General features: G+C 67.3%; 17 protein-coding genes. 5 read left to right on the top strand and 12 right to left on the bottom strand.

Annotated elements, in window-relative coordinates; translation table 11 throughout:
* Window positions 1-18: 18 nt before the first annotated feature.
* The 4 genes from AC1MFI_RS04400 to AC1MFI_RS04385 form a co-directional block, all read right to left on the bottom strand.
* Complete coding sequence (locus AC1MFI_RS04400; RefSeq protein WP_479819921.1) at window positions 19-909, bottom strand: diacylglycerol/lipid kinase family protein; 891 nt, start codon at window positions 907-909, stop codon at window positions 19-21.
* A gap of 105 nt (window positions 910-1014) precedes the next feature.
* Window positions 1015-1473 (bottom strand): DUF4383 domain-containing protein, encoded by a 459-nt coding sequence (locus tag AC1MFI_RS04395; RefSeq protein ID WP_479819920.1) that lies wholly within the window; start codon window positions 1471-1473, stop codon window positions 1015-1017.
* Between the two features lie 230 nt (window positions 1474-1703).
* The gene (locus tag AC1MFI_RS04390) at window positions 1704-2852 is read right to left on the bottom strand and encodes a GGDEF domain-containing protein (RefSeq protein ID WP_479819919.1); all 1149 of its coding nucleotides are present in this window, start codon (window positions 2850-2852) and stop codon (window positions 1704-1706) included.
* A 127-nt stretch (window positions 2853-2979) separates the two neighbouring features.
* Window positions 2980-3591, bottom strand: coding sequence for a TetR/AcrR family transcriptional regulator (locus AC1MFI_RS04385; protein WP_479819918.1), 612 nt, complete (start codon window positions 3589-3591; stop codon window positions 2980-2982).
* 441 nt (window positions 3592-4032) lie between these two features.
* Between AC1MFI_RS04385 and AC1MFI_RS04380 the strand changes: the two genes are divergently transcribed.
* The 3 genes from AC1MFI_RS04380 (at window position 4033) to otsB (ending at window position 5845) form a co-directional block, all read left to right on the top strand.
* The gene (locus AC1MFI_RS04380; protein ID WP_479819917.1) at window positions 4033-4365 is read left to right on the top strand and encodes an ArsR/SmtB family transcription factor; all 333 of its coding nucleotides are present in this window, start codon (window positions 4033-4035) and stop codon (window positions 4363-4365) included.
* Complete coding sequence (locus AC1MFI_RS04375; protein WP_479819916.1) at window positions 4365-4829, top strand: SRPBCC domain-containing protein; 465 nt, start codon at window positions 4365-4367, stop codon at window positions 4827-4829. The genes AC1MFI_RS04380 and AC1MFI_RS04375 overlap by 1 nt, the downstream gene beginning before the upstream one ends.
* 239 nt (window positions 4830-5068) lie before the next feature.
* The gene (otsB, locus tag AC1MFI_RS04370; protein ID WP_479819915.1) at window positions 5069-5845 is read left to right on the top strand and encodes a trehalose-phosphatase; all 777 of its coding nucleotides are present in this window, start codon (window positions 5069-5071) and stop codon (window positions 5843-5845) included.
* Here the strand turns inward: otsB and AC1MFI_RS04365 are convergent.
* The 6 genes from AC1MFI_RS04365 to AC1MFI_RS04340 all read right to left on the bottom strand — a co-directional run bounded on the left by AC1MFI_RS04365 (window position 5842) and on the right by AC1MFI_RS04340 (window position 15615).
* The gene (locus tag AC1MFI_RS04365) at window positions 5842-6510 is read right to left on the bottom strand and encodes a phosphoribosyltransferase (RefSeq protein WP_479819914.1); all 669 of its coding nucleotides are present in this window, start codon (window positions 6508-6510) and stop codon (window positions 5842-5844) included. The genes otsB and AC1MFI_RS04365 overlap by 4 nt on opposite strands.
* A gap of 357 nt (window positions 6511-6867) precedes the next feature.
* The gene (locus AC1MFI_RS04360; RefSeq protein WP_479819913.1) at window positions 6868-10053 is read right to left on the bottom strand and encodes an RICIN domain-containing protein; all 3186 of its coding nucleotides are present in this window, start codon (window positions 10051-10053) and stop codon (window positions 6868-6870) included.
* A 36-nt stretch (window positions 10054-10089) separates the two neighbouring features.
* Window positions 10090-12144: a beta-galactosidase gene (locus AC1MFI_RS04355; RefSeq protein WP_479819912.1), complete on the bottom strand. Its 2055-nt coding sequence runs from the start codon at window positions 12142-12144 to the stop codon at window positions 10090-10092.
* Between the two features lie 197 nt (window positions 12145-12341).
* Window positions 12342-13691 carry an ABC transporter substrate-binding protein gene (locus tag AC1MFI_RS04350; protein ID WP_479819911.1) on the bottom strand — a complete coding sequence of 450 codons (1350 nt, stop codon included), beginning with the start codon at window positions 13689-13691 and terminating at the stop codon, window positions 12342-12344.
* Between the two features lie 50 nt (window positions 13692-13741).
* Complete coding sequence (locus AC1MFI_RS04345) at window positions 13742-14611, bottom strand: carbohydrate ABC transporter permease (protein WP_479820780.1); 870 nt, start codon at window positions 14609-14611, stop codon at window positions 13742-13744.
* A 65-nt stretch (window positions 14612-14676) separates the two neighbouring features.
* Window positions 14677-15615, bottom strand: coding sequence for a carbohydrate ABC transporter permease (locus AC1MFI_RS04340; RefSeq protein ID WP_479819910.1), 939 nt, complete (start codon window positions 15613-15615; stop codon window positions 14677-14679).
* A 94-nt stretch (window positions 15616-15709) separates the two neighbouring features.
* Here AC1MFI_RS04340 and AC1MFI_RS04335 point away from each other — a divergent pair, with 94 nt between their 5' ends.
* Window positions 15710-16741 carry a LacI family DNA-binding transcriptional regulator gene (locus AC1MFI_RS04335; RefSeq protein WP_479819909.1) on the top strand — a complete coding sequence of 344 codons (1032 nt, stop codon included), beginning with the start codon at window positions 15710-15712 and terminating at the stop codon, window positions 16739-16741.
* A 124-nt stretch (window positions 16742-16865) separates the two neighbouring features.
* Here the strand turns inward: AC1MFI_RS04335 and AC1MFI_RS04330 are convergent, their stop codons facing one another.
* Complete coding sequence (locus AC1MFI_RS04330; RefSeq protein WP_479819908.1) at window positions 16866-17549, bottom strand: DUF2848 domain-containing protein; 684 nt, start codon at window positions 17547-17549, stop codon at window positions 16866-16868.
* Window positions 17550-17681: 132 nt separating this feature from the next.
* On the opposite strand from AC1MFI_RS04330, the gene AC1MFI_RS04325 reads away from it, so the two are divergent.
* Window positions 17682-19037: an MFS transporter gene (locus AC1MFI_RS04325; RefSeq protein WP_479819907.1), complete on the top strand. Its 1356-nt coding sequence runs from the start codon at window positions 17682-17684 to the stop codon at window positions 19035-19037.
* A gap of 41 nt (window positions 19038-19078) precedes the next feature.
* Here the strand turns inward: AC1MFI_RS04325 and AC1MFI_RS04320 are convergent, their stop codons facing one another.
* Window positions 19079-19726: a GntR family transcriptional regulator gene (locus tag AC1MFI_RS04320; RefSeq protein ID WP_479819906.1), complete on the bottom strand. Its 648-nt coding sequence runs from the start codon at window positions 19724-19726 to the stop codon at window positions 19079-19081.
* Between the last annotated feature and the right edge of the window lie 9 nt (window positions 19727-19735).

The following is a 19735-nucleotide window of genomic DNA, read 5'->3' as shown; positions in this document are numbered from 1 at the left end:
TACTTTCGGAAGGGGGGATCAGCCGAGGATGGACAGTGCCCGGGGAACGCTCTCGATGGTGATGTCCGTGGCGGCATCGACGGATCTCACTTCGCCGTCGAGCTGGTAGGGCATGGGCTTGAGGGTCGAGAACCGGTACTCGGCGTAGCTCGGCTGATCGCCCAGTCCCTGGGTGGTGGCGCGCAGTGCGGTGAGCAGGATCCGCCATTTGGCCATGTGCGGAAAGGTGATGACCTCGAACTTCCCGTCGGTGGGCTGGTCACCGGCCTCGCTGAGGGTCGCGTACTTGGCCATCTGGGAGATGTTGGCGAACACCAGGCTGTCGAAGGCGCGGCGCTCGCCGTCGCTCTGGCGGATCTCGAAGGGCTTGAACTTGCGGAAGGTGCGCGCCACGGAGAACATCTCCTTGATGGCGCCCTTGCTGCCCTTCTCCAGGTCGATCGCCATGACCGGCGTCAGCCCGAAGCCGATGTAGGAGTGGGCGTACACCGCGTCCGTGCCCGCCGGGCCGATGCTGATGCGCAGCACGTCGATCCGCCGCACCTGGCCCTCGATGATCGCTTCGGCGAGAGGCTTGCGCCCGGTGACGCGGCTGTGGTCGTTCGCGTTGCCGGCGGCCAGGACCGCGCAGACGGCGTCGTCGCTGCCGCTGGACATGACGCCGTTGACCACCTCGTTGTAGCCACCGTCCCCGCTGACCGACACGATCAGGGCGTTGCCGGCCGACGCCGCGTCGCGCGCCAGGTCGATCGCGTGCCCCGCGTGCTCGGTGGGCTGCAGGACCACGTTCGTGTCCGGCAGGGCCGGTACGAGCTCGGCGGACAGTTCCTCGGCGAGCGTGGGGGCGTCCCCGGTGCTGTTCGGGTTGAAGATGATGGTGATCGTGTCGAACCTGCGCGGTGAATCCATGGTTCTACCTTTCGTGGACGCGATCCGACGTCGGTGGGCCCCGGGCTTCAGAAGTCCGGGGCCCTGCTGACATCGCTCCTGTCCTGCGTGGTGCAGGGGGAGGGGTTAGACGCGTGCGGTGTTCCGCTTGTGGTCGCGGGTGAGCAGCAGTGCCAGGGCGATCATGCCGACTCCGAGGAAGAAGTGGAGCCAGTTGTCCGCACCGTTGAGGGGCACGAAGTTGCCGGCAGAGTTCTGGTCGATGACCAGGCCGTAGATCCACAGGACCAGGTAGATGATGCCTCCGTACAGGAGGTAGGAGCGGGCGCCGCTGATGGTGCGGGCCATGACGACGCCGGCCACACCGAAGAGCAGGTGGACGATGTTGTGCAGGACCGATACCTGGAACAGGCCGAGAAGCAGGGCTCCGGACTCGTGACCGGCGAAGCTGAGCTGGTCGTACTGGCTGGTGATGCCGGGGATGAAACCGAGGAGCCCGACGAGCAGGAACACCGCGCCGACGGCGAGTGCTGCTTTCTGGACGTTGGTGCGGGTGCCCGTGCGGGGCGTGTCTGCGGTGGTCATGACTGTTCTCCCAGTTGTGTGCGCGAGTGATGCATCTGCAGTGCAGCTGCGGTGGACGGTGAGACCTGCTGGAATGACGGCGCGTTCCGTCCTCGTGCGAGCCGTAGCTGATCGACCCCAGCACGGTAAGCCTACTTCGTATTCCCGGCGGCGTGAACTGTGTCGCTCAGGAGGCCGGGTCGAGGCTGATCCGCACCGGGCGCGCTTCTCACGTCATCCGCCTGCCGTCACTAGTGGCGAGCTCGGCTGGCGCGGTCTCGGCCCAGGTTCTTCGCGGCGTAGAGGGCGGTGTCTGCGGCGGCTATTGCGGCACCGATGCGGTCCGCTCCTGCCGGTGCCAAAGGTGCGATTCCGTAGCTGATGGTGGGCAGCGCGAAGTCGAAGGTGGGTTGCATGGAGCGCAGGGTGCGGCTGATGAGGCCGGTCAGCAGTTCTGCGGTGTCCATGTTCGCCCCGGGGAGGAGGAGGACGAACTCCTCCCCGCCGTATCGTCCGACGAGATCGGTGGAACGTGCGGAGCGAGTGCAGGCCGCGGCCACGGCCTGCAGCACCGTGTCACCGGCGGGATGGCCGTGGGTGTCATTGACCTGTTTGAAGTGGTCCATGTCGGCGAGGATCAGGGTGCAGGGGGTGTCGCTGGTCCGCAGGCGCCCGATTTCGGCATGGGCGAGGTCGAGGAAGCCGCGGCGGTTGAGCACCTGGGTCAGCTCATCGTGGCTGGCCTGTGCCCTGAGGTCCCGCAGGGCCTGTTCGGTGCTGAGGGTTGCCATGGTGAAGGAGACCATGATCAGCAGCACCATGGTCAGCAGGGTCGTCGGCACCGTACCGAAGTAGGTGCCGAAGACCTCGGAGTGGGGCCCTGCTGCCAGGAAGGCCAGCCACCTGCCCAGGTAGTAGAGCCCCAGGACGCCCGAGGCTATCGCCAGCGGGCGCTGCGCGGTCGTGATGCCGGGGTCGATCCGCCAGGTCTCGATGGAGGCGAGTCCGATGAAGAACGCCATGCAGCCGAGGAGGGTGCCTCCTGCGGACCAGGTATTGGTCGCCGGGCTGTCGAGGGCGGATGCGATCACCGTGAAGGCGGGTGCCGCAAGGAGTTGCCAGGGTCTGGGTGCTGCCGTGCGCAGGACCCGCGCCCCGGCCCAGACGCACGTGGACCCTGCCACGAGCAGGGCGTTGCCGGCTGGATTCGCCCACACCTGATGGTCGGTTCCATCCAGGAGGTAGAGGCCGGTCCCTGCGAGGAAGCAGGCGATCGCCGCGCACCACCACTTGCTGTAGGTGGAGTGGCTGCGCCGCACGCTGACGCCGTAGAACAACACGAGCAGGGTCAGTGCGATCACACCGAAAGCGACCTGCAGCGTCACGACATCAAGTCTCACAACCCCATCCTCACAACCCCATCCTCACAGGTGACCCAGCAATCCAGCCAGAGGCGCTCCCGGCGACGGGTGAGCCTGACGAGAGGGGAGGTGTTCCGTGCCTTTCACGTCGGGCGGCCCGGGCGGGTCAGGCAGTGGTGGCTGCCGCCGGGGGATCGGCCGGAGTGTGAAGGGTGATGAGGTGTTCACCCAGTTTCCTGATCCTTCGTCCGCTGCCCGGATCTATCCCCGCACCCGAGACGATGGCTCCCTGCAGGAGGACCATCCAGGAGTACGAGAAATCATGGGGGTCGGTCAGGCCCATGACGGTTGCAGCGTCCTCGATGCTGGAACGTGTGTCGTTGAGATAGGCCACGCTCGCTGCGCCGATCGGGTGGTGTGGGCCGACTTCCAGCAGGGCCTGGATGTACGGGCATCCGGTGAAGCCGGGGGCGTGGAACCACTCGTCGAAGATGTCGAAGATCACGAGCAGCTGCTCGCGGGGGGTGCTTGCGCGGCGCTGGGACTCCGCGGCGAGGTAGCCGAGCGTGAACAGATGCCGTCGGCGCTCGAAGAACGCCAGGACCAGATCATTCTTGGACGGGAAATGACTGTAGAAGGTCGCTTTGGCGACGCCTGCAGCGGAGATGATCTCGTTCACGCCGACCACCCGGGTGCCCCGCTCCACGAACAGGTCGTAGGACGCCGCAAGGATCCGCTCTCGGGCATCTTTGACCGGTGTTCTGTTCGCAGTGACCATCGGGGGCTCCTCGGGGGCGGACACGGGTTCCTTGATCCTATGGTAGACAGACCTGTCTGCCTCTGGCATAGACTGGCTGTCCCGGTTGTCCCCCATCAGCCGGGATCGCGGTGAGGTTGAGACCCGTATCCGCGGTGTCGGCGCCGACCGTTCCCTCGGGACCGTCGGCGTCGGCACCACTCACCGTGCAGGGCTCCACGATCCTGGGCGTCGGCGCTGTGCGTCCGCAGGTGAGGCCGCCGACGTCGTTCGACAGGGTGAGCACGTCCCCGTCCCAGGTGCAGGCGAGCGGATCGCCGAGCACGGTATGGGCCGGTCGTCCGTGTGGGCGGTGGTACCCGCGAGATGCCCCCGGCCGCTGCAGCCGGCCCGTCGCGAGCCGATGCAACCACCAACACTTAGGGGTTGTACTCACTGTTAGCGAGAGGCACACTTAGGTTCATGGCTAACAATATTACGGCTGTCGACGAAGTCTTCCGTGCCCTCGCTGACCCGACCCGACGCACCGTGATCCGGCGTCTGGGGAAGGGGCCGGTCAGCGTCAGCGAGCTCGCCGACGACTTCCAGATGGCCCTGCCGTCGTTCCTCCGGCACGTGCGCACCCTCGAGGGCAGCGGCCTCGTTCGTACCCGCAAGACGGGCCGGGTGCGGATGTGCTTTCTGGAGCGAGGCAGATTGGCCGTCGTCCAGGACTGGCTCGAAGAGCAGCGTCAGCTGTGGGAGGGCCGGACCGATCGTCTCGAACAGTTCCTTCACGATGAAAAGGACAGCTGATGAACCCTGAACTCGATCTCGACCTGCAACGCATCCTTCGTGCTCCACGGGAGGCGGTCTGGCGTGCGTGGACCGATCCCGATCAGCTGAGCCGGTGGTTCCTGCCGGCTCCGACAGTCCTGCGCGTGGACCGGCTGGACGTGCAGCCCGGAGGTGGGCTCGTGAGCAGCCTCAGCGACGACGGGGAACACTTCGAGCCCCACCTCGACGCCGTCTTCCTGGTCGTCGAACCCCAGGAACGGCTCGTCTGGACGAATGCGGTGGGAAGCGCGTGGCGCCCGCAACATCCGCAACCCGTGCCGCTGACCGCGGAGATCCTCTTCGGTGACCACGCCGAGGGCACCGACTACCGGGTCGTCGTCCGCCACGGGAACCCCGAAGACCGCGCCAAGCACGCGGAACTCGGGTTCTTCGAGGGCTGGGGAACGGTGACGGATCAGCTCGCGCGGTTCGTCGAACACTGATCAGCGGGCGTGCTCCCTCATCGGCTCGAATCCGGCCGACGAGGGAAACGTCGATCCCCGTCGCCTTCGCACCGGTCAGGTGAGCGCAGGTCCTCACCCGACCGTTGTGTTGCAGGAGCCGGACCCGGATTCCTGCAGGCTGCCCCTTCCCGAGGTCGTGGGCGTCCTCCGGGCGATCCACCACGGACGGCGCTGCCGCTGCCGGACAGTCCGTGACGCCGGCGGTCTAGGGTGGATGGATGGACGCAGCGACCGCAGTACTGCAAGCCCTGGCCACCAGCGAGCACGCTGGGCTGGTCATGGATTTCGACGGGGTTCTCTCGCCCATCACCGATGATCCGGGTGCCAGTGAGCTCTTGCCCGGCACGGACGAGATCCTCGTGCGGTTGGCGGCCAAGCTCCCGGTCGTCGCTCTCCTCTCCGGACGGCCCGTCGCGTTCCTCGCTGAACGAGCCGGCATCCCCGATGTCGAGCTCTACGGTTCCTACGGGCTGGAGCACCTCACGGGGAACCGTGTCGAGGTGGTGCCGGAAGCCCGGCAGTGGATGACGGCGGTCGAGGAGGCCACGCGGGTGCTGCACGGGCACCTGGACGGCCTCGAAGGCATCCATGTCGAGGACAAGTCCCTCGCCGTCGCCGTGCACTGGCGGCGGGCGCCCGACCAGGAGGACGCCCTGAAGCTCGTGGTCCCCCTCATCCGGGAAGTCATGGACACGTACGGGCTGCGCCATGAACCCGGCAAGTTCGTGGAGGAGCTCCGGATGCCGCTGGACCAGGACAAAGGCACCGCACTGCGGAGGATCATCAGCGCGGAGGACCTCCGGACCGTCGCGTATGCGGGCGACGATCTCGGGGACCTGCCGGCCTTCGAAGCGGCCACCGCGGCGGGCGGGTTCACGCTCGTCATCGACGGTCCCGACATGTCCCCGGAGGTGAGCCGGATCGCCGGTGCCCATTTCAGCAGCCCGCAGGACTTCCAGTCCTGGCTGCGCCACCTCGACGATGCCCTGCGCTAGTGCGGCCCGGACGTCCCGGCGAGCAGGGAACGGACCTCCTCATCGGTCGTCTGCCCGAAATGCTCGTACTCGGCACCCACGGCACGGAAGTTCTCCGGCTGCCAGGGGCACACGACGACGTCGGCGAGGCCTTCCAGGCGTCGTACGGCATCCCGCGCACCCACGGGCACCGCGGCAACGATCCGGAGGGGGTCGAGTGCGCGCAGGGCGGCGATCGCCGCGCGCATCGTGGCGCCTGTGGCCAGCCCGTCATCGACCACGATCACCACGCGTCCACGGACTGTGAGTGGGGGACGGCGGCCGCGATACTCCTTCTCGCGCCGCGCCAGTTCGAGGGTTTCCCGCGCCAGGGTCTCGTCGAAGAGCCGCTGCCCGTGCTCGAGCCGGCCGAGTTCCACCAGGAGGTCCTCGTTCCGCACCAGTTCGGTGGACCCGGCCGCCGATGCAAGTGCCGCCATCGCGGTCTCGGGATGTCCGGGGAACCCGAGCTTGCGCACCACCACGACATCCAGCGGAGCCTCGAGCGCCAGCGCTACTTCAGCCGCGACCGGAACGCCTCCGCGCGGAAGACCCAGCACGAGGGGCTTCTCGGACCTCCACTCCCGGAGAAGGCCCGCCAGGACCCTTCCCGCGTCCCTCCGATCGACGTACCGGTGGTGGGTCATGCGCGATCGATAGCTCCCGGTGCAGCCTCTTCCCGGGAACAATTCGCGCAGCAGTAGATGCTGTGCCCCACTTCCACGCCGTGTCCGAGGATCCGACACCCGCAATGAGCGCAGATCGGGGCCATCAGGTGGGCGGCGCACTCCAGGCTGTCGACGGTCCAGGTCTCCGCACCCCTGGTGATCGTGAACGACTTGTCGTAGTCGTTCCCGCACGAATCACAGACGGCCATCTGCACTCCTCACACAACAGGCTTCTGCACCATTGTCAGGGTTATCCGGTGCTTGTGCACGCCCTGCGGAACGACGACGGGGCGCCCGCTGCTGCGGACGCCCCGTCGGGTGGTCGGTGGTGTGCAGCTACTTCGTGAGCTCCACCCGGTAGGTGCTCGTGGCGGAACCGTCCTCGCTGGTCACGGTGATGACGGCGGCGCGGTCGGCGCCCGAGGGCTGCGTCACGGACACCGTCGCGTACGGGTCAGCCGCAAGGGCGGACACGGACGGGACCTTGCCCCGCGACGGCACCGAGTACTCCGTGACCGAGGGATCGAAGCCCGTGATCGGCGTACCGTCGAGGCTGATCGACGCGAGGGTCGCATCCGACGATTCCGCGGGAACGGACCCCAGCACCTCGATCTCGCTGACCACCATGTGCGTCTGCGAGCGGGCCGTCATGACCACACGGACGCTCGACGCCGTGACACCGTCGAGCGGCAGCGTCACCGCGGGAGCAGGAGCACCCCCGCGAACGGCGACCGGGCCACCGGTATTCGTCCACTGCCCGTTCGTGTCCTGCACCTGCAGCTGCAGGGTCTGCGCGTAGCTGTCCGAGGACCCGTCGCGGAAGAAGTGCACCACGACGCCCCCGAGGGCCTGCGCCTCGGGCAGCGTCACGGTCAGGGTGTCGGCCGCGTTCTTGGTGCCGGAGCGCCAGTTGGACCACGCCTTGTCACGGGTGTCGCCGTTGAACAGGCCGGCCGTGCCGTAGCCCGGCTCGGTGAACGTGGCGCTCGCGGTGGTGCCGCCGTCGTCGGCCACGTTGTCCAGCGTGCCGGCGGTGACCTGGATGCGGACGGTCGCCGGGAGCGTGCTACCGTCGCCGGCATCGGCCGCGCCCGTCAGCTCATGGACGCCGGGTGCGGGATAGCCCACCGGGGTGTTCCACGTGACCGGGCGTTCGACCGTGCCGCCCTGGCTGCCGAGAGCAGTGACCGTGGCGGGCAGCTCGGGCAGGCCATTGACCACGGCCTTGGCACGGGCGGGTTCCGTGGAGACGAGGGTGTCCACGGTGACCGTCAGTTCCGCGGGGAACTGCGTCCCGGTGACGTCGGTCGCGGTGCCCCTGACCTTGACGGTGCCGGGCTTCTTCCAGCGGTTGTCGTTCGGGATCTTCCACTCGACGGGGATGGCTCCGCGTGCGCCGTCGCGGTACACCGGGGTCACGGTCTCCGGCAGCACGGGTGCCGCGCCTGGGACGGTGAACGCCGTGGCGTCCTGCACGGAGAGCACGGTCTCGTCGATCAGCGTCCAGCGCTGGTTGGAGCCGGAGTTCGCGAGATAGAGCGTCACGGGTGCGCCGTCGGACGTCTTTCCGCCGCCCACCTCCAGCAGGAGGTCCGTCTCGGCGTTGACGAAGGTATAGGTGCCGTCCCCGGTGGTGGAGGCGATCCACTCGGCCCGCGGGTTCGCGCCCGCGGGGGCGACGACGGCGGCACCGCCCTCGTCGGCGAGCTGCGAGGCGCCGTCGAGCGTGGTGATCGCGTAGCGCTCGCGGTTGGTGTTCTCGCCGCCGAGGCTCGTGAAGCGGAAGAGCTGCTGCGGGTCCGCGGGGTCGGTGGAGCTGATGACGGCGGTCCCGCCCGTGGTCTCGATCGACCTGCCGCTCTGCACACCCTGCAGCCGGTAGACGTGTCCGTCCTGGAGGGCTGCGGCGTCCTCGGCGATGCCCGAGACGCCCTCGACCACGAAGGTGGTCACGGACTCGGCGGGCGCGGTGACGACGGCGGAGCCGCCCTCGATCGCGACCGGCGCACCCTCGACGAGGGCGCCGTCCACGTCGCTGACCACGGGGGTCACCGTGGCGCCCTGGGTGGTCGACCCGAACTTGGAGAAGTCCAGGACGACGGGCTTGTCCTCGGCGTCCTCGTTGATGTGGACCACGGCGGCACCGGTGCCGGTGATGGCGGCGGTGGTGTCGTCGTCGTTGACGGAGACCAGGCGGTCACCCGGCTGGATGTAGTGCGTGTAGTTCCGCACGGTGTTGAACTTGGTGTTCGTGTAGATGGGGCACGTCTCGAGGGTGTCCGCGTCGGTGCAGTCGAACGGCATCTGGATGCTGCCCCAGTTGGCGCCGGCAGCGCTCTCGCCGCCGGGAGCCATGTTGTCGTAGTCCTCCACGGGCTGCCAGAACACCCAGGCACTGGGCTCCAGCTCGCGGAGGTCGTCGGTGATGCGCTTGGCCATCCCGAGGCCCGGTTCCATGCTGGTGAAGCTCTGCCCGTTGCCCCAGGAACCTTCGACCTCGCTCATCCACAGCGGCTTGTCCTCGGCCTTGGCGATGTCCCGCACCGTGGTGCGCTGGCCGGTGCCGTAGGTGTGGACGTTCAGCTGGTCCACGAGGGCGCGGACGTCCTCGGGGTAGGAGTTCCAGTTGGTGGCGAAGGTGCCGGGGTTGGTCTCGTCCATCGCGGAGATGGTGGCGTCGGTATCGGCAGCCTCGAGCTGGTCGGCGAGGTCGCGGAGGACCTGCTGCTGCAGCTGCGGGCCCATGTGGGCGCCCTCCTGGCGGCCGCCGGTCGGTTCGCCGGCGGCGTCGAGCTGCGTGCTCCAGTAGTTGGTGTTCGGCTCGTTGAACGGATCGAGCGTGTCCACCTCGATGCCGTGGGCCTTCTCGAGCTCCTCGGTGACGCGCACCAGGTAGGCGTTGAAGTCGGAGATGCTCTCGGGCTTCAGCTGGTCGGCGGTGGAGCTGAAGCCGCCGGAGGTGTAACCACTGACGGTCTGGAACCACGGCGGGGAGTTGCTGAACGTCTCCCAGTGCGTGATGTCCTGTTTGATGCGGTCGATCCACCAGCGCTGGGTGGCGTCCGCCTCGAGGTTCCAGTCCGCCGGGTCCTCGGGCGACCACCAGTCGGTGTCCTCGCGCGTGGTGCCCTCGGGGGCGTTCCACCAGCCCTCCACGGCGCCGCCCGGCCGCAGGTAGTCCTTCACGTCGGGCGCGTTGCCGCCGCCGATGTTGTAGCGGGCGATGTTCAGGTTCAGGCCGTCGGGTCCGAAGACCAGTTCGGCGAGCCGGTTCCGGATCTCGTCCGGGTAGTCGCCGGTCGCGTTGGCGAACCAGACGAGGCTGGTGCCCCAGCCCTCGAACTCCCCGCCCTGGTAGGAGGGGTCGGGGGTGAGGGTCAGGGCGCCCTCGGGGACCGCGGGCGGTGCGGGTGGGGCCGGGGGTGCGGCCTGTGCCGCACCCCCCATGAGGGAGGCTGCCGCCAGCACGGCGGCAACCCCTGTCGCGGCCGCCTGGGTGGCGCGCCTGGATCGATTCGTCATTGAACGTGTTCCTTCCAGCGAGGGGTGGTGCAGGTCTTACGAGACGGTGGTGCGGGCCTTCCTCGTGAGGACGGCGACGGAGCGGGGATCCAGCTTGGACTCCTCGCCCGTGAGCGTCTCGCCGTCGACGCCGGTGATGTCCACCGGCTCGTCGGTGCGGTTGATGAGGAAGACGTAGTCGGCGTCGTCGCCGGTGCGGATGACCTGTTCCACGGCGCCGCGGAGCTCGGCGGGCAGCTCGCTGGTCAGTCCGGCGCGGGCGGCGAGGTCCGCGAGGACGGGCTCGAGGCCCGCGGCACCGAGGCGCGCGCCCACGTAGGCGGCACTGCCGGACCCCGGGTCCGAGGAGACGGTGCGGCGCGTGACGGCTGCATCGCCGGTGTGCTCACCGGTGGTGTAGCGGGCGAGGACCTCGACGCCGTCGGCGCGGGGCTGCACGCGGTCGGCCCAGAGCGTCGCCGTCGTGCCGTTGTCCAGGGAGACGTCCTCGCCGTCGAGCAGCGGGCCGAACTCGTCGATGCGGATGCCGAGCAGGTCCGCGAGGGCGCCGGGGTAGCCGCCGAGCCAGATGTGGTCGTTCTCGTCGGTGATGCCGCTGAAGTAGCTCGCGACGAGGTGCCCGCCGCCGCTCACGTACTCCTCGAGGCGTGACTTCAGTGCGGCCGGGACAACGTGGAGGACGGGCGCGACGACGAGCCCGTAGCCGGTCAGGTCCGTGGCGGAGGGCACGACGTCGGCGCGGATGCCGAGGGCGAGGAACGCCGAGTACCAGTCCAGGGCCTCCTGCTTGTAGCGCAGGCGGTCGGACGGGTGGGAGTCCTGCTCGGAGGCCCACCAGGAGTCCCAGTCGAAGAGGATGGCGGCTGGCGCCTGGCCGCGGCGGGATCCGACGACGTCGGACAGGGAGGCGAGTTCGCGGCCGAGGTCCACGACGTCGCGGAAGATCGGGCTGTCCTCGCCGGCGTGGGGGACCATCGCGGAGTGGAACTTCTCGGCGCCGGCCTTGGACTGCCGCCACTGGAAGTAGCAGACGGCGTCGGCGCCGTGCGCCACGTGGGTGAGGGAGTCCCGGCGCAGGGCGCCGGACTTCTTCGGGGTGTTGATGGGCTGCCAGTTCACGGCACTGGTGGAGTGCTCCATGAGGAACCACGGATTGCCGCCGGCGATGTTGCCGGTGAGGTTCGCGGAGAAGGAGAGCTCGTCCACGGCCTGCGGGCCGGGGATGAAGTAGTGGTCGTTGGCGACGAAGTCCACCTCGGCGGCCCAGTCGGCGTAGTCCATGCCCTTGGACTCGCCCATGACCATGAAGTTGGTGGTCACCGGGATGTCCGGGGTGATGCGGTTGAGGATGTCGCGTTCGGCGCGCAGGTACTCCTTGAGCGCGTCGGAGGAGAAGCGCTTGAAGTCGAGCTGCTGCGTGGGGTTGGGGTGCGAGGCGGCCTGGCGCGGGGGCAGGATCTGCTCGAACCGCGTGTAGCGCTGGGACCAGAAGTCGGTGCCCCAGGCGTCGTTGAGGGCGTCGATGCTGCCGTACCGGTCGGTGAGCCAGGTGCGGAAGGCTGCGGCGGCGTCGTCGGAGTAGTCGTAGATGTTGTGGCAGCCGAGCTCGTTGGAGACATGCCACGCGCAGACTGCGGGGTGGTCCTTGTAGCGTTCGGCCATCGCCGTGACGAGCTTCAGGGCGTGCTCGCGGAAGACGGGGCTGGTGGGGCGCCAGTGCTGGCGCGCACCGGGCCAGAGGGTGCCGCCGTCCTGCGTGACGGGCAGGATCTCGGGGTGCTCGGTGGCGAGCCATGGTGGCGGGGAGGCGGTGGCGGTGGCGAGGTCGACGGCGATGCCGTTGGCGTGCAGGAGGTCGATGACCTCGTCGAGCCAGGCGAAGTTCCAGGTGTCCCGCTCGGGCTGCAGGCGGGCCCAGGAGAAGATCGCGAGCGACACCACGTTGACGCCGGCTTCACGCATGAGGCGCACGTCCTCGTCCCACGTCTCGCGCGGCCACTGCTCGGGGTTGTAGTCCGCGCCGAAGGCCATGCGCCTGCGGTTCGGCTCGGACGGCCAGCGCAGCCAGCGGTGGGTGATGGGTGTCGACACGGTAGTGCTCCTTGACGGTGATTCTCGCGGCGTTCGGGCGCGGGTCGCGCCTTCCGCCGCCGTCGTGCCCTCCTCCTTGACGGACGGACAGGCGACGACGGCGGGTGCAGCTGGGTAGTTGAACAGGGGTGGAACGGGCCGGGCGGATGCGCGCGAGCTTCCGCCCGGCCCGGGTCTGGTGCAGGTGGGGGTCGGTACTACTCGGAGACGGTGAAGCCCTGCTCCGAGCCGTACTTGATGCTCGCGTCCTGCCAGCTCTTCAGCCCGTCCTTGAGGGGGGTGTCCGAGACGTAGGCCTGGCCCGCGGTGTCATTGAAGATGCTGTTCGCATAGACCTGGAAGGGAAGATAGGACCAGCCGTCCACCACGTTCTCTGCGGATTCCGCGAACAGTTCGTTCGCCTTCTGGCCGCCGAAGTACTCGAACTCCGTATTGAGGAACTCCTCGGAGGCGAGGTCCGCCGTCGTGGACGGGAAGGCGCCGCCGTCGATCCGGGTCTGGACGCCGTCGCCGACGCTCGCGTAGTCGAGGAAGGCGTAGGCGAGCGCAGCGTTCTCCGTGGCGGAGGGGACGGCCAGCGAGCTGCCGCCGTTCTCGGCCGTTGCGGTGCCTCCCTCTTCCCACTGGGGGAGAGGTGCCACGCGCCACTTGCCGGCTCCCGCCTGCACGCCCGACTCGAAGTTGCCGGGCATCCAGGCGCCGGTGTTCAGGGTGGCGATCGTGCCGTCCCCGAGGCCCTGGTACCACTCATCGGTCCACGAGTTGATCGGCGCCACGAGGTCGTCCGCGATGAGCTGCTGCCAGGTCTCGGCGAACCTGGTGGAGCCCTCGTCGGAGAAGTCGACCGTCACGTCGGTGCCGTCCACGGTGTACGGCTTGCCGCCCGCCTGCCAGATGAGGCTCGTGGTCAGGCCGGCATCGCCCGTGTCATTGGTGATGTAGACGTTGGGGTCGGCTTCGTGGATGGTCTTCGCCGCCGTCACGTACTCGTCCCAGGTGGCGGGGATCTCGACGCCGAACTTCTCGAAGACCTCGGTGTTGTAGTACATGACCATGGGTCCGGCGTCCATCGGGAGGCCGTAGATGCCCTCGCCCTGCTGGACGGCGTTCCACGGGCCGGGGCTGAAGGTGCCCTCCAGATCGGAGGCGCCGAGGCCGCTGATGTCCGTGAGGGAATCGGCGAGGGCGAACTGGGGAAGGGCGAAGTACTCGATCTGCGCCACGTCCGGGACACCCGAACCCGCGGCGATCGCGTTCTGGAGTGCCGTGTACTGGTCATTGCCCGTTCCGGCGTTGACCACCTCGACGTCCACGTTGGGGTGCAGTTCCTCGAACTCGGCGGCGACATCCTGGACCGTGAGGTCCCACGCCCAGACGGTGAGCTCGCCGCCTTCCTCCAGTGCCGCTGCCACGTCGTCGGCGGTGGCGCCTTCGGCACTTCCGCCGCCGGCGTCGTTACCGCCACCGCCGCAGGCCGTGAGGGCCAGGGTCGCGGCGAACGCGAGGGCGGACCCGCGCAGTACAGCGGGGGAGATTTTCCTGTTCATGGGTTTCCTTATCACTTCGTTGTTGATGGGAAGGGGAGGGTTCTCGCGGGTCATTCCTTGACGCTTCCGGCACTCAGACCGGACTGCCAGTACCGCTGGAGGAAGAGGAACGCGATGATCAGCGGGAGGATCGTCAGCAGTGCCCCGGTGATCACCAGGTTGTAGATGGCCTCGCCGCCCACGGTGGATGCCTGGTTGTTCCACGCGTTCAGGCCCAGGGTCAGCGGATACCAGTCCGGGTTCTTCAGCATGATCAGCGGCAGGAAGTAGTTGTTCCACGTTGCCACCATGGTGAACAGCAACACGGTGACGATGCCCGGCCCCAGCAGCGGCAGGCAGATCTGGAAGAAGGTGCGGAACTCGCCGGCGCCGTCCATCCGCGCCGACTCCAGCAGTTCGGTGGGGATCGCCTGGGCGGCGAACGTCCACATCAGGTACAGGCCGAAGGGCGAGATGAGCGACGGGATGATGACGGCCCAGGGTGTGTTGGTCAGCCCCATCTCGCTGAACATGAGGAAGGTGGGGACCGCCAGGGCGGTGCCGGGCACCGCCACCGCGCCGATGACGACGGCGAACACTGCCTTCTTGCCCGGGAAGCTGAACTTCGCGAGGGCATAGCCGCCGAGGACGGCGAGGAATGTCGCCCCGCCCGCACCCACCACCACATACAGCACGGTGTTGAGGAACCAGCGGCCGAAGATGCCGTCGTCGTACGCGAGGGTGTCCTGGATGTTCGAGAACAGGGCGAAGTCACCGCTGAACCAGAGGCCGAACGAGGTGAAGAGATCGTCCTGGGTCTTGGAAGCGTTGATGAACAGCCACACCAGCGGTACGAGGCTGTAGATCAGCACGATCCCCGTCAGCGCTGTGAGGAGGACGTTCCGTTTCGGGTTGTCGATGCTGCGGCGAGTGCTCTTCATGCGCACGTAGCCGGGCTTCGCCCTGTGCTTGTCGGTGCGGGCGGGTTCGACGGCGATGCTCATGGTCAGCTCTCCTTCCGCATGCCGCGCAGCTGCACTGCGTAGGCGATGACCATGGTGATGATGCCCATGATGATGGCCACGGTGGCGGAGTAGTTGTACTGCTGGCCGGAGAAGCTCAGCGAGTAGGCGTAGAGGTTGGGGGTGAAGTACGTGGAGATGGAGTTGGGGGCCAGGCCCTGCAGGATGGCGGGTTCGTTGAAGAGCTGGAAGCTGCCGATCACCGAGAAGATGGTGGCCACCACGAGGGCGCCGCGGATGGCGGGCAGCTTGATGGCGGTGACCAGGCGGAACTGGCTGGCGCCGTCGATCTCCGCGGCCTCGTACAGGGATTTCGGGATCACCCGGAGGGCGGAGTAGAAGATCAGCATGTTGTAGCCGATGAACTCCCACGTGACGATGTTGCCGATCGCCGCGAGGATCAGGTCCGGCGAGAGCGGGTTGGGGATGTTCGTGCCCAGGGCGCTGTTGATGTTGCCCACCAGGCCGAACCGCGTGCCGTACATGAAGCCCCACATGAGGCTGGCGACGACGGCGGGCACCGCGTACGGCAGGAAGATCGAGATGCGGAAGAAGGACTTCCCGTAGAGCCGGCCGCTGTCCAGTGCCAGGGCCACCAGCAGGGCGATCAGCAGCATGATCGGCACCTGTACCGCGAGGAACAGCGTGACGCGGAGCAGGGCAGACCAGAACTGCGAATCGGCGAGTGCCTGCTGATAGTTCGCGAGGCCCACGAACCCGTTGCCGCCCACGAGCTGGTTGCGGAAGAAGCTGAGCCAGATCGAGTAGGCGATCGGGGCCAGGAAGACGAGCGCGAAGACGGCCATGAACGGGCCGATGAACAGCCAGCCGGACCATGACCGCTTCTGGCTGCGGGCCTGGGCTCGCTTCGCGGGCTTCGGCTGCGTGCCGAGGATGGCCGGTGAGGGTGACGCCGTCGTCATGGAAAGTCCTTCTGGCTGTTTCGGTGATGTTTACGCAAACATAGCAGCGCCTGAAGAGCGATGTTTACGTAAACATTGTTGTTACGATGGTCACATGCCTTCTCCACCGCGTCAACACCTCACCCGTGAGGACCGGCGCGTCTCGATGTCCGACGTCGCACGCCTGGCCGGCGTCTCGGCGCAGACGGTGTCGAGGGTGTCCAACGGCAGCCCCGGCGTCATCGAGTCGACGCGGCAGCAGGTCATCGCAGCGATGGATGAGTTGGGGTACCGGCCCAACAGTGCCGCGCGGGCCCTGAAGCGGGGGAGTTTCCGGACGCTCGGCGTCATCCTGTTCACGCTGTCCACCACCGGGAACGTCCGCACGCTCGAGGCCATCGCCGCCCGCGCCGCGGAAGAGGATTACGCCATCACGCTGATCCCCGTCTCCACGCCGACACAGGCCGGTGTGCGCGGCGCGTTCTCGCGGCTGAACGAGCTGGCGGTGGACGCCATCATCGTGATCATGGAGGTCCACCTGCTCGACGCCGCCACGGTGTCCCTGCCGCCGGGCGTCCATGCCGTGGTGGTGGACTCCGATGCCAGCGACGGCTACAGCGTGATCGACACGGACCAGGCCGACGGCGCCCAGAAGGCCGTGGAGCATCTGCTGGATCTGGGGCACAGGACGGTGTGGCACGTTGCCGGGCCGTCGGCGTCCTTCGCATCGGAGCGGCGCGTCACTGCGTGGCGTCAGACTCTTGCTGCACGGGGCTGCGCGGAGCCACCACTGCTGCGGGGGGACTGGTCCGCGGACTCGGGCTACCTCGCCGGCCTCACCCTGGCGTCCTCCGACTGCACCGCCGTGTTCGTGGGGAACGACCAGATGGCGCTGGGGGTGCTGCGGGCGTTCCACGAGAAGGGCATCCGGGTGCCGCAGGACGTCTCGATCGTGGGCTTCGACGACATCCCGGACAGCACCTCCTTCAGCCCGCCCCTGACCACGGTGCACCAGGACTTCGCGGAGGTGGGCCGGCGCTGCGTGGACAAGGTGCTCAAGCAGATGCGGGAGAACTCGACGGAGCCGGGGCTGGATCTGGTGCCGACGCGGCTGGTGGTTCGGGAGAGCACCGCGGCGCCGGTCTGACGCGCGAGGGGGGTGCGCGACTTCACTCTGGCGGGGGAGCGTCGGCGAAGGAGGTCCCCATGCCGGAGATGTGCCGTCTGCGCCGTCAGTCACGTAAAGTGAGACTGACGGTGCAGCCGAAAACTCAACCGATGGGTTCAGGCATGGGGACGATGTCGTAACGGGCATCGATCGAGAGTCCCGTGGTTGGGTCTGCCATCTCGACCCGCCAGGTGGGCGCGAACTGGTCGACGCCGTGGATCATTGCGACGGTTCCGGAGATGAGCACAGTGCCGGGCTGATGCATCCCTTTCTCCTTCAGGACGTCGAGCCAATAGTCGGGGGACAGGAGGGCCCCGAGGGTGCTGTCCTGGATCAGTTCTTCTCCTGTATCCGTGCGAACCCATCCCTTGAGCGTGATGTCGTCGAGGTGATCGCGTACGTCGTCGAGCCGCCAGGCCGTCCGCCCCAACACGTCGGGGCCTGCATTCTTGCTCCAGGCCACGCCATGCACCTCGAGAGCGCGATCAGTGTGATCGCAGGCGACAGTGAGGAGCACGTCGTCCTCGGTGATGATCAGGGCCCATTCGGCTTCGCCGGAGGTCTTACCGTGCTGCACGCTGACTTCGTCGGTCTGCTGGGCGAGGTAGGGGGATACGGGATACAGCGCCGGGGTCGTGGTGGGACCCGGAACCCCGAGTTCGGCGAGTTCGGCGATATGGGCCTGCACCTCGTCCTGCTCGCGCCCGGCATAGCCCGCGTTGAGGAGGCGCGTGACCTGCACCTCACGTGTGGTGCCGTCGGTCAGATCGAAAGTGAGAGTAGCCATGGGGCCTTCCTTCTGTTGGGGCGAAAATTTACGTTCCGGAAACCGAAGTGGTCGTAAATCTACAACATGTATGCGTAATGTATACAACTAACGCCGGTGTGGCGGGAATCACTCTCAGACTGGAGAATACCGATGGCACACAGCCCCGGAATTGCAGGAGCCCCTGCATCCACTCAGACCCCTCCGCGACCCCCAGGGCTGTACAAGGCATTTGCGGCGAGCCTCACCGGTACGGCGTTGGAATGGTACGACTTCGCCGTCTACTCGGCCGCGGCCGCGGTCGTCTTCCCGATCATCTTCTTCCCGGCATCGGACCCGCTGACCGGCACCATTCTGGCTTTCTCCACCTACGCGGTGGGGTACATCTCCCGCCCAGTCGGCGGAATCATCTTCGGCCGTCTCGGGGACCGGATTGGCCGGAAGAAGATCCTCGTGATCACGCTGATGATCATCGGCATCGCCACCGTGCTGATCGGGGTGCTGCCGGGGTACGCCTCGATCGGCATCGCCGCCCCGATCATCCTCGTCATGCTGCGCTTCGCGCAGGGTGTCGGGGTCGGAGGTGAGTGGGGCGGTGCGGTGCTGCTGTCCAGCGAATATGGCGACCCGAAGAAGCGGGGTTTTTGGGCTTCGGCTGCTCAGGTCGGCCCGCCCGCAGGTAACCTCCTGGCCAATGGTGCCCTCGCACTCCTTACGGTCCTGCTGTCCGAGGAGCAATTCCTGGACTTCGGCTGGCGCATCGCGTTCCTCGCATCGGCGCTGCTCGTCGGGTTCGGCCTGTGGATCCGCCTCCGCCTTGAAGACACCCCTGTTTTCAAGGCGATCGAAGCGCACGGCGAGAGGCCTGCAGCGCCGATCAAGGAAGTCTTCCGGAATGAGCTCCGTCCCCTCATCGCAGCGATCCTTTCCCGCGTCGGACCGGACGTGCTGTACGCGCTGTTCACCGTCTTCACCCTCACCTACGGCATTCAGGTCCTCGGATTCGAGCGCGGCCAGGTACTCACCGCAGTCCTGATCGGTTCAGCCTTCCAGCTCTTCCTCATCCCCCTCGCCGGGGCTGTCTCGGACCGTGTCAATCGCCGCCTTGTCTACGGGATCGCCGCCGCGCTCGGCGCCTCCTGGACGTTCGTCTTCTTCACGCTGCTCGACGGCGACAACCAGTTCCTGCTCATCACCGGAATCGTCCTCGGACTGGCCTGCCACTCCTTCATGTACGGACCTCAGGCCGCGTTCATCGTCGAGCAGTTCTCCCCACGGCTCCGGGCCACCGGCAGCTCATTGGCCTACACGTTCGCCGGCGTCATCGGCGGAGCGATCGCACCCCTGATGTTCACGGTGTTGCTGAGCAATTTCGACAGCTGGGTACCGGTAGCCCTCTATGTGGGCGTCGCAGCGCTCGTCACCCTCATCGGCCTTGCTCTCGGCCGTAATCCGCATGGCACCGAGGACGAGGAGTACCGCCTGCTGCTCGAGGGTACGAAGGTCTGAAGCCTGCGCTGCACGCCTCGCGCATCCTGCTCTGCGCCCCTTCAGGCGCGGAGCAGGATGCTGCGGGTAACGGCGAGGTGCTCGAGAATTGCCGTTTCCGCGTCACCCGCGGCGAGGGCATCGATGATCGCCTGGTGCTCGGTGCAGACCTGCTGTCGGCGCCCGTCGACCTTGATCATCGCCTCCACGCCTACGAGCACCTGACGTACCTGCAGTTTGCGATACGTCTGCGACATGAGGGAATTCCCTGCTGCGTCGACCAGCTCCTGATGGAACATGGCATCAAGACGGATGAATTCCTTCACGGAGGCCCCGGTCAGTGGATCCGGCAGGCCGGACTGCTGCTCGAGGATCGCCTGCATTCTCTCCACCGGAGGGGTGCCGGCCGCAACGGTCACTCTCGCGGCGTGGCTTTCCAGTACGCCCCGCAGTTCCATCAGGTCGGAGATCTGACGAGCCGTCACGATTGGAATGTAGGCACCACGCTGGGGGATCAACTCGACCAGCCCATCGGCGACCAGGAGAAGGAACGCCTCCCGTACAGGAGTCCGCGATACCCCGATACGCTCCGCCAGCTCCTGCTCGTTGAGGAACTGCCCCTGCATGGACATGTCGCTCAGGACGTTCTCGCGGAGATAGGCGTATGCCTTCTCGCGACCCGACACAGACGCCCCACCCGTTTTTCCCATACTTTAGGT

This window comes from Arthrobacter sp. BC5 (assembly GCF_056680255.1).
This window is presented reverse-complemented; position numbering and strand designations above follow the sequence as displayed.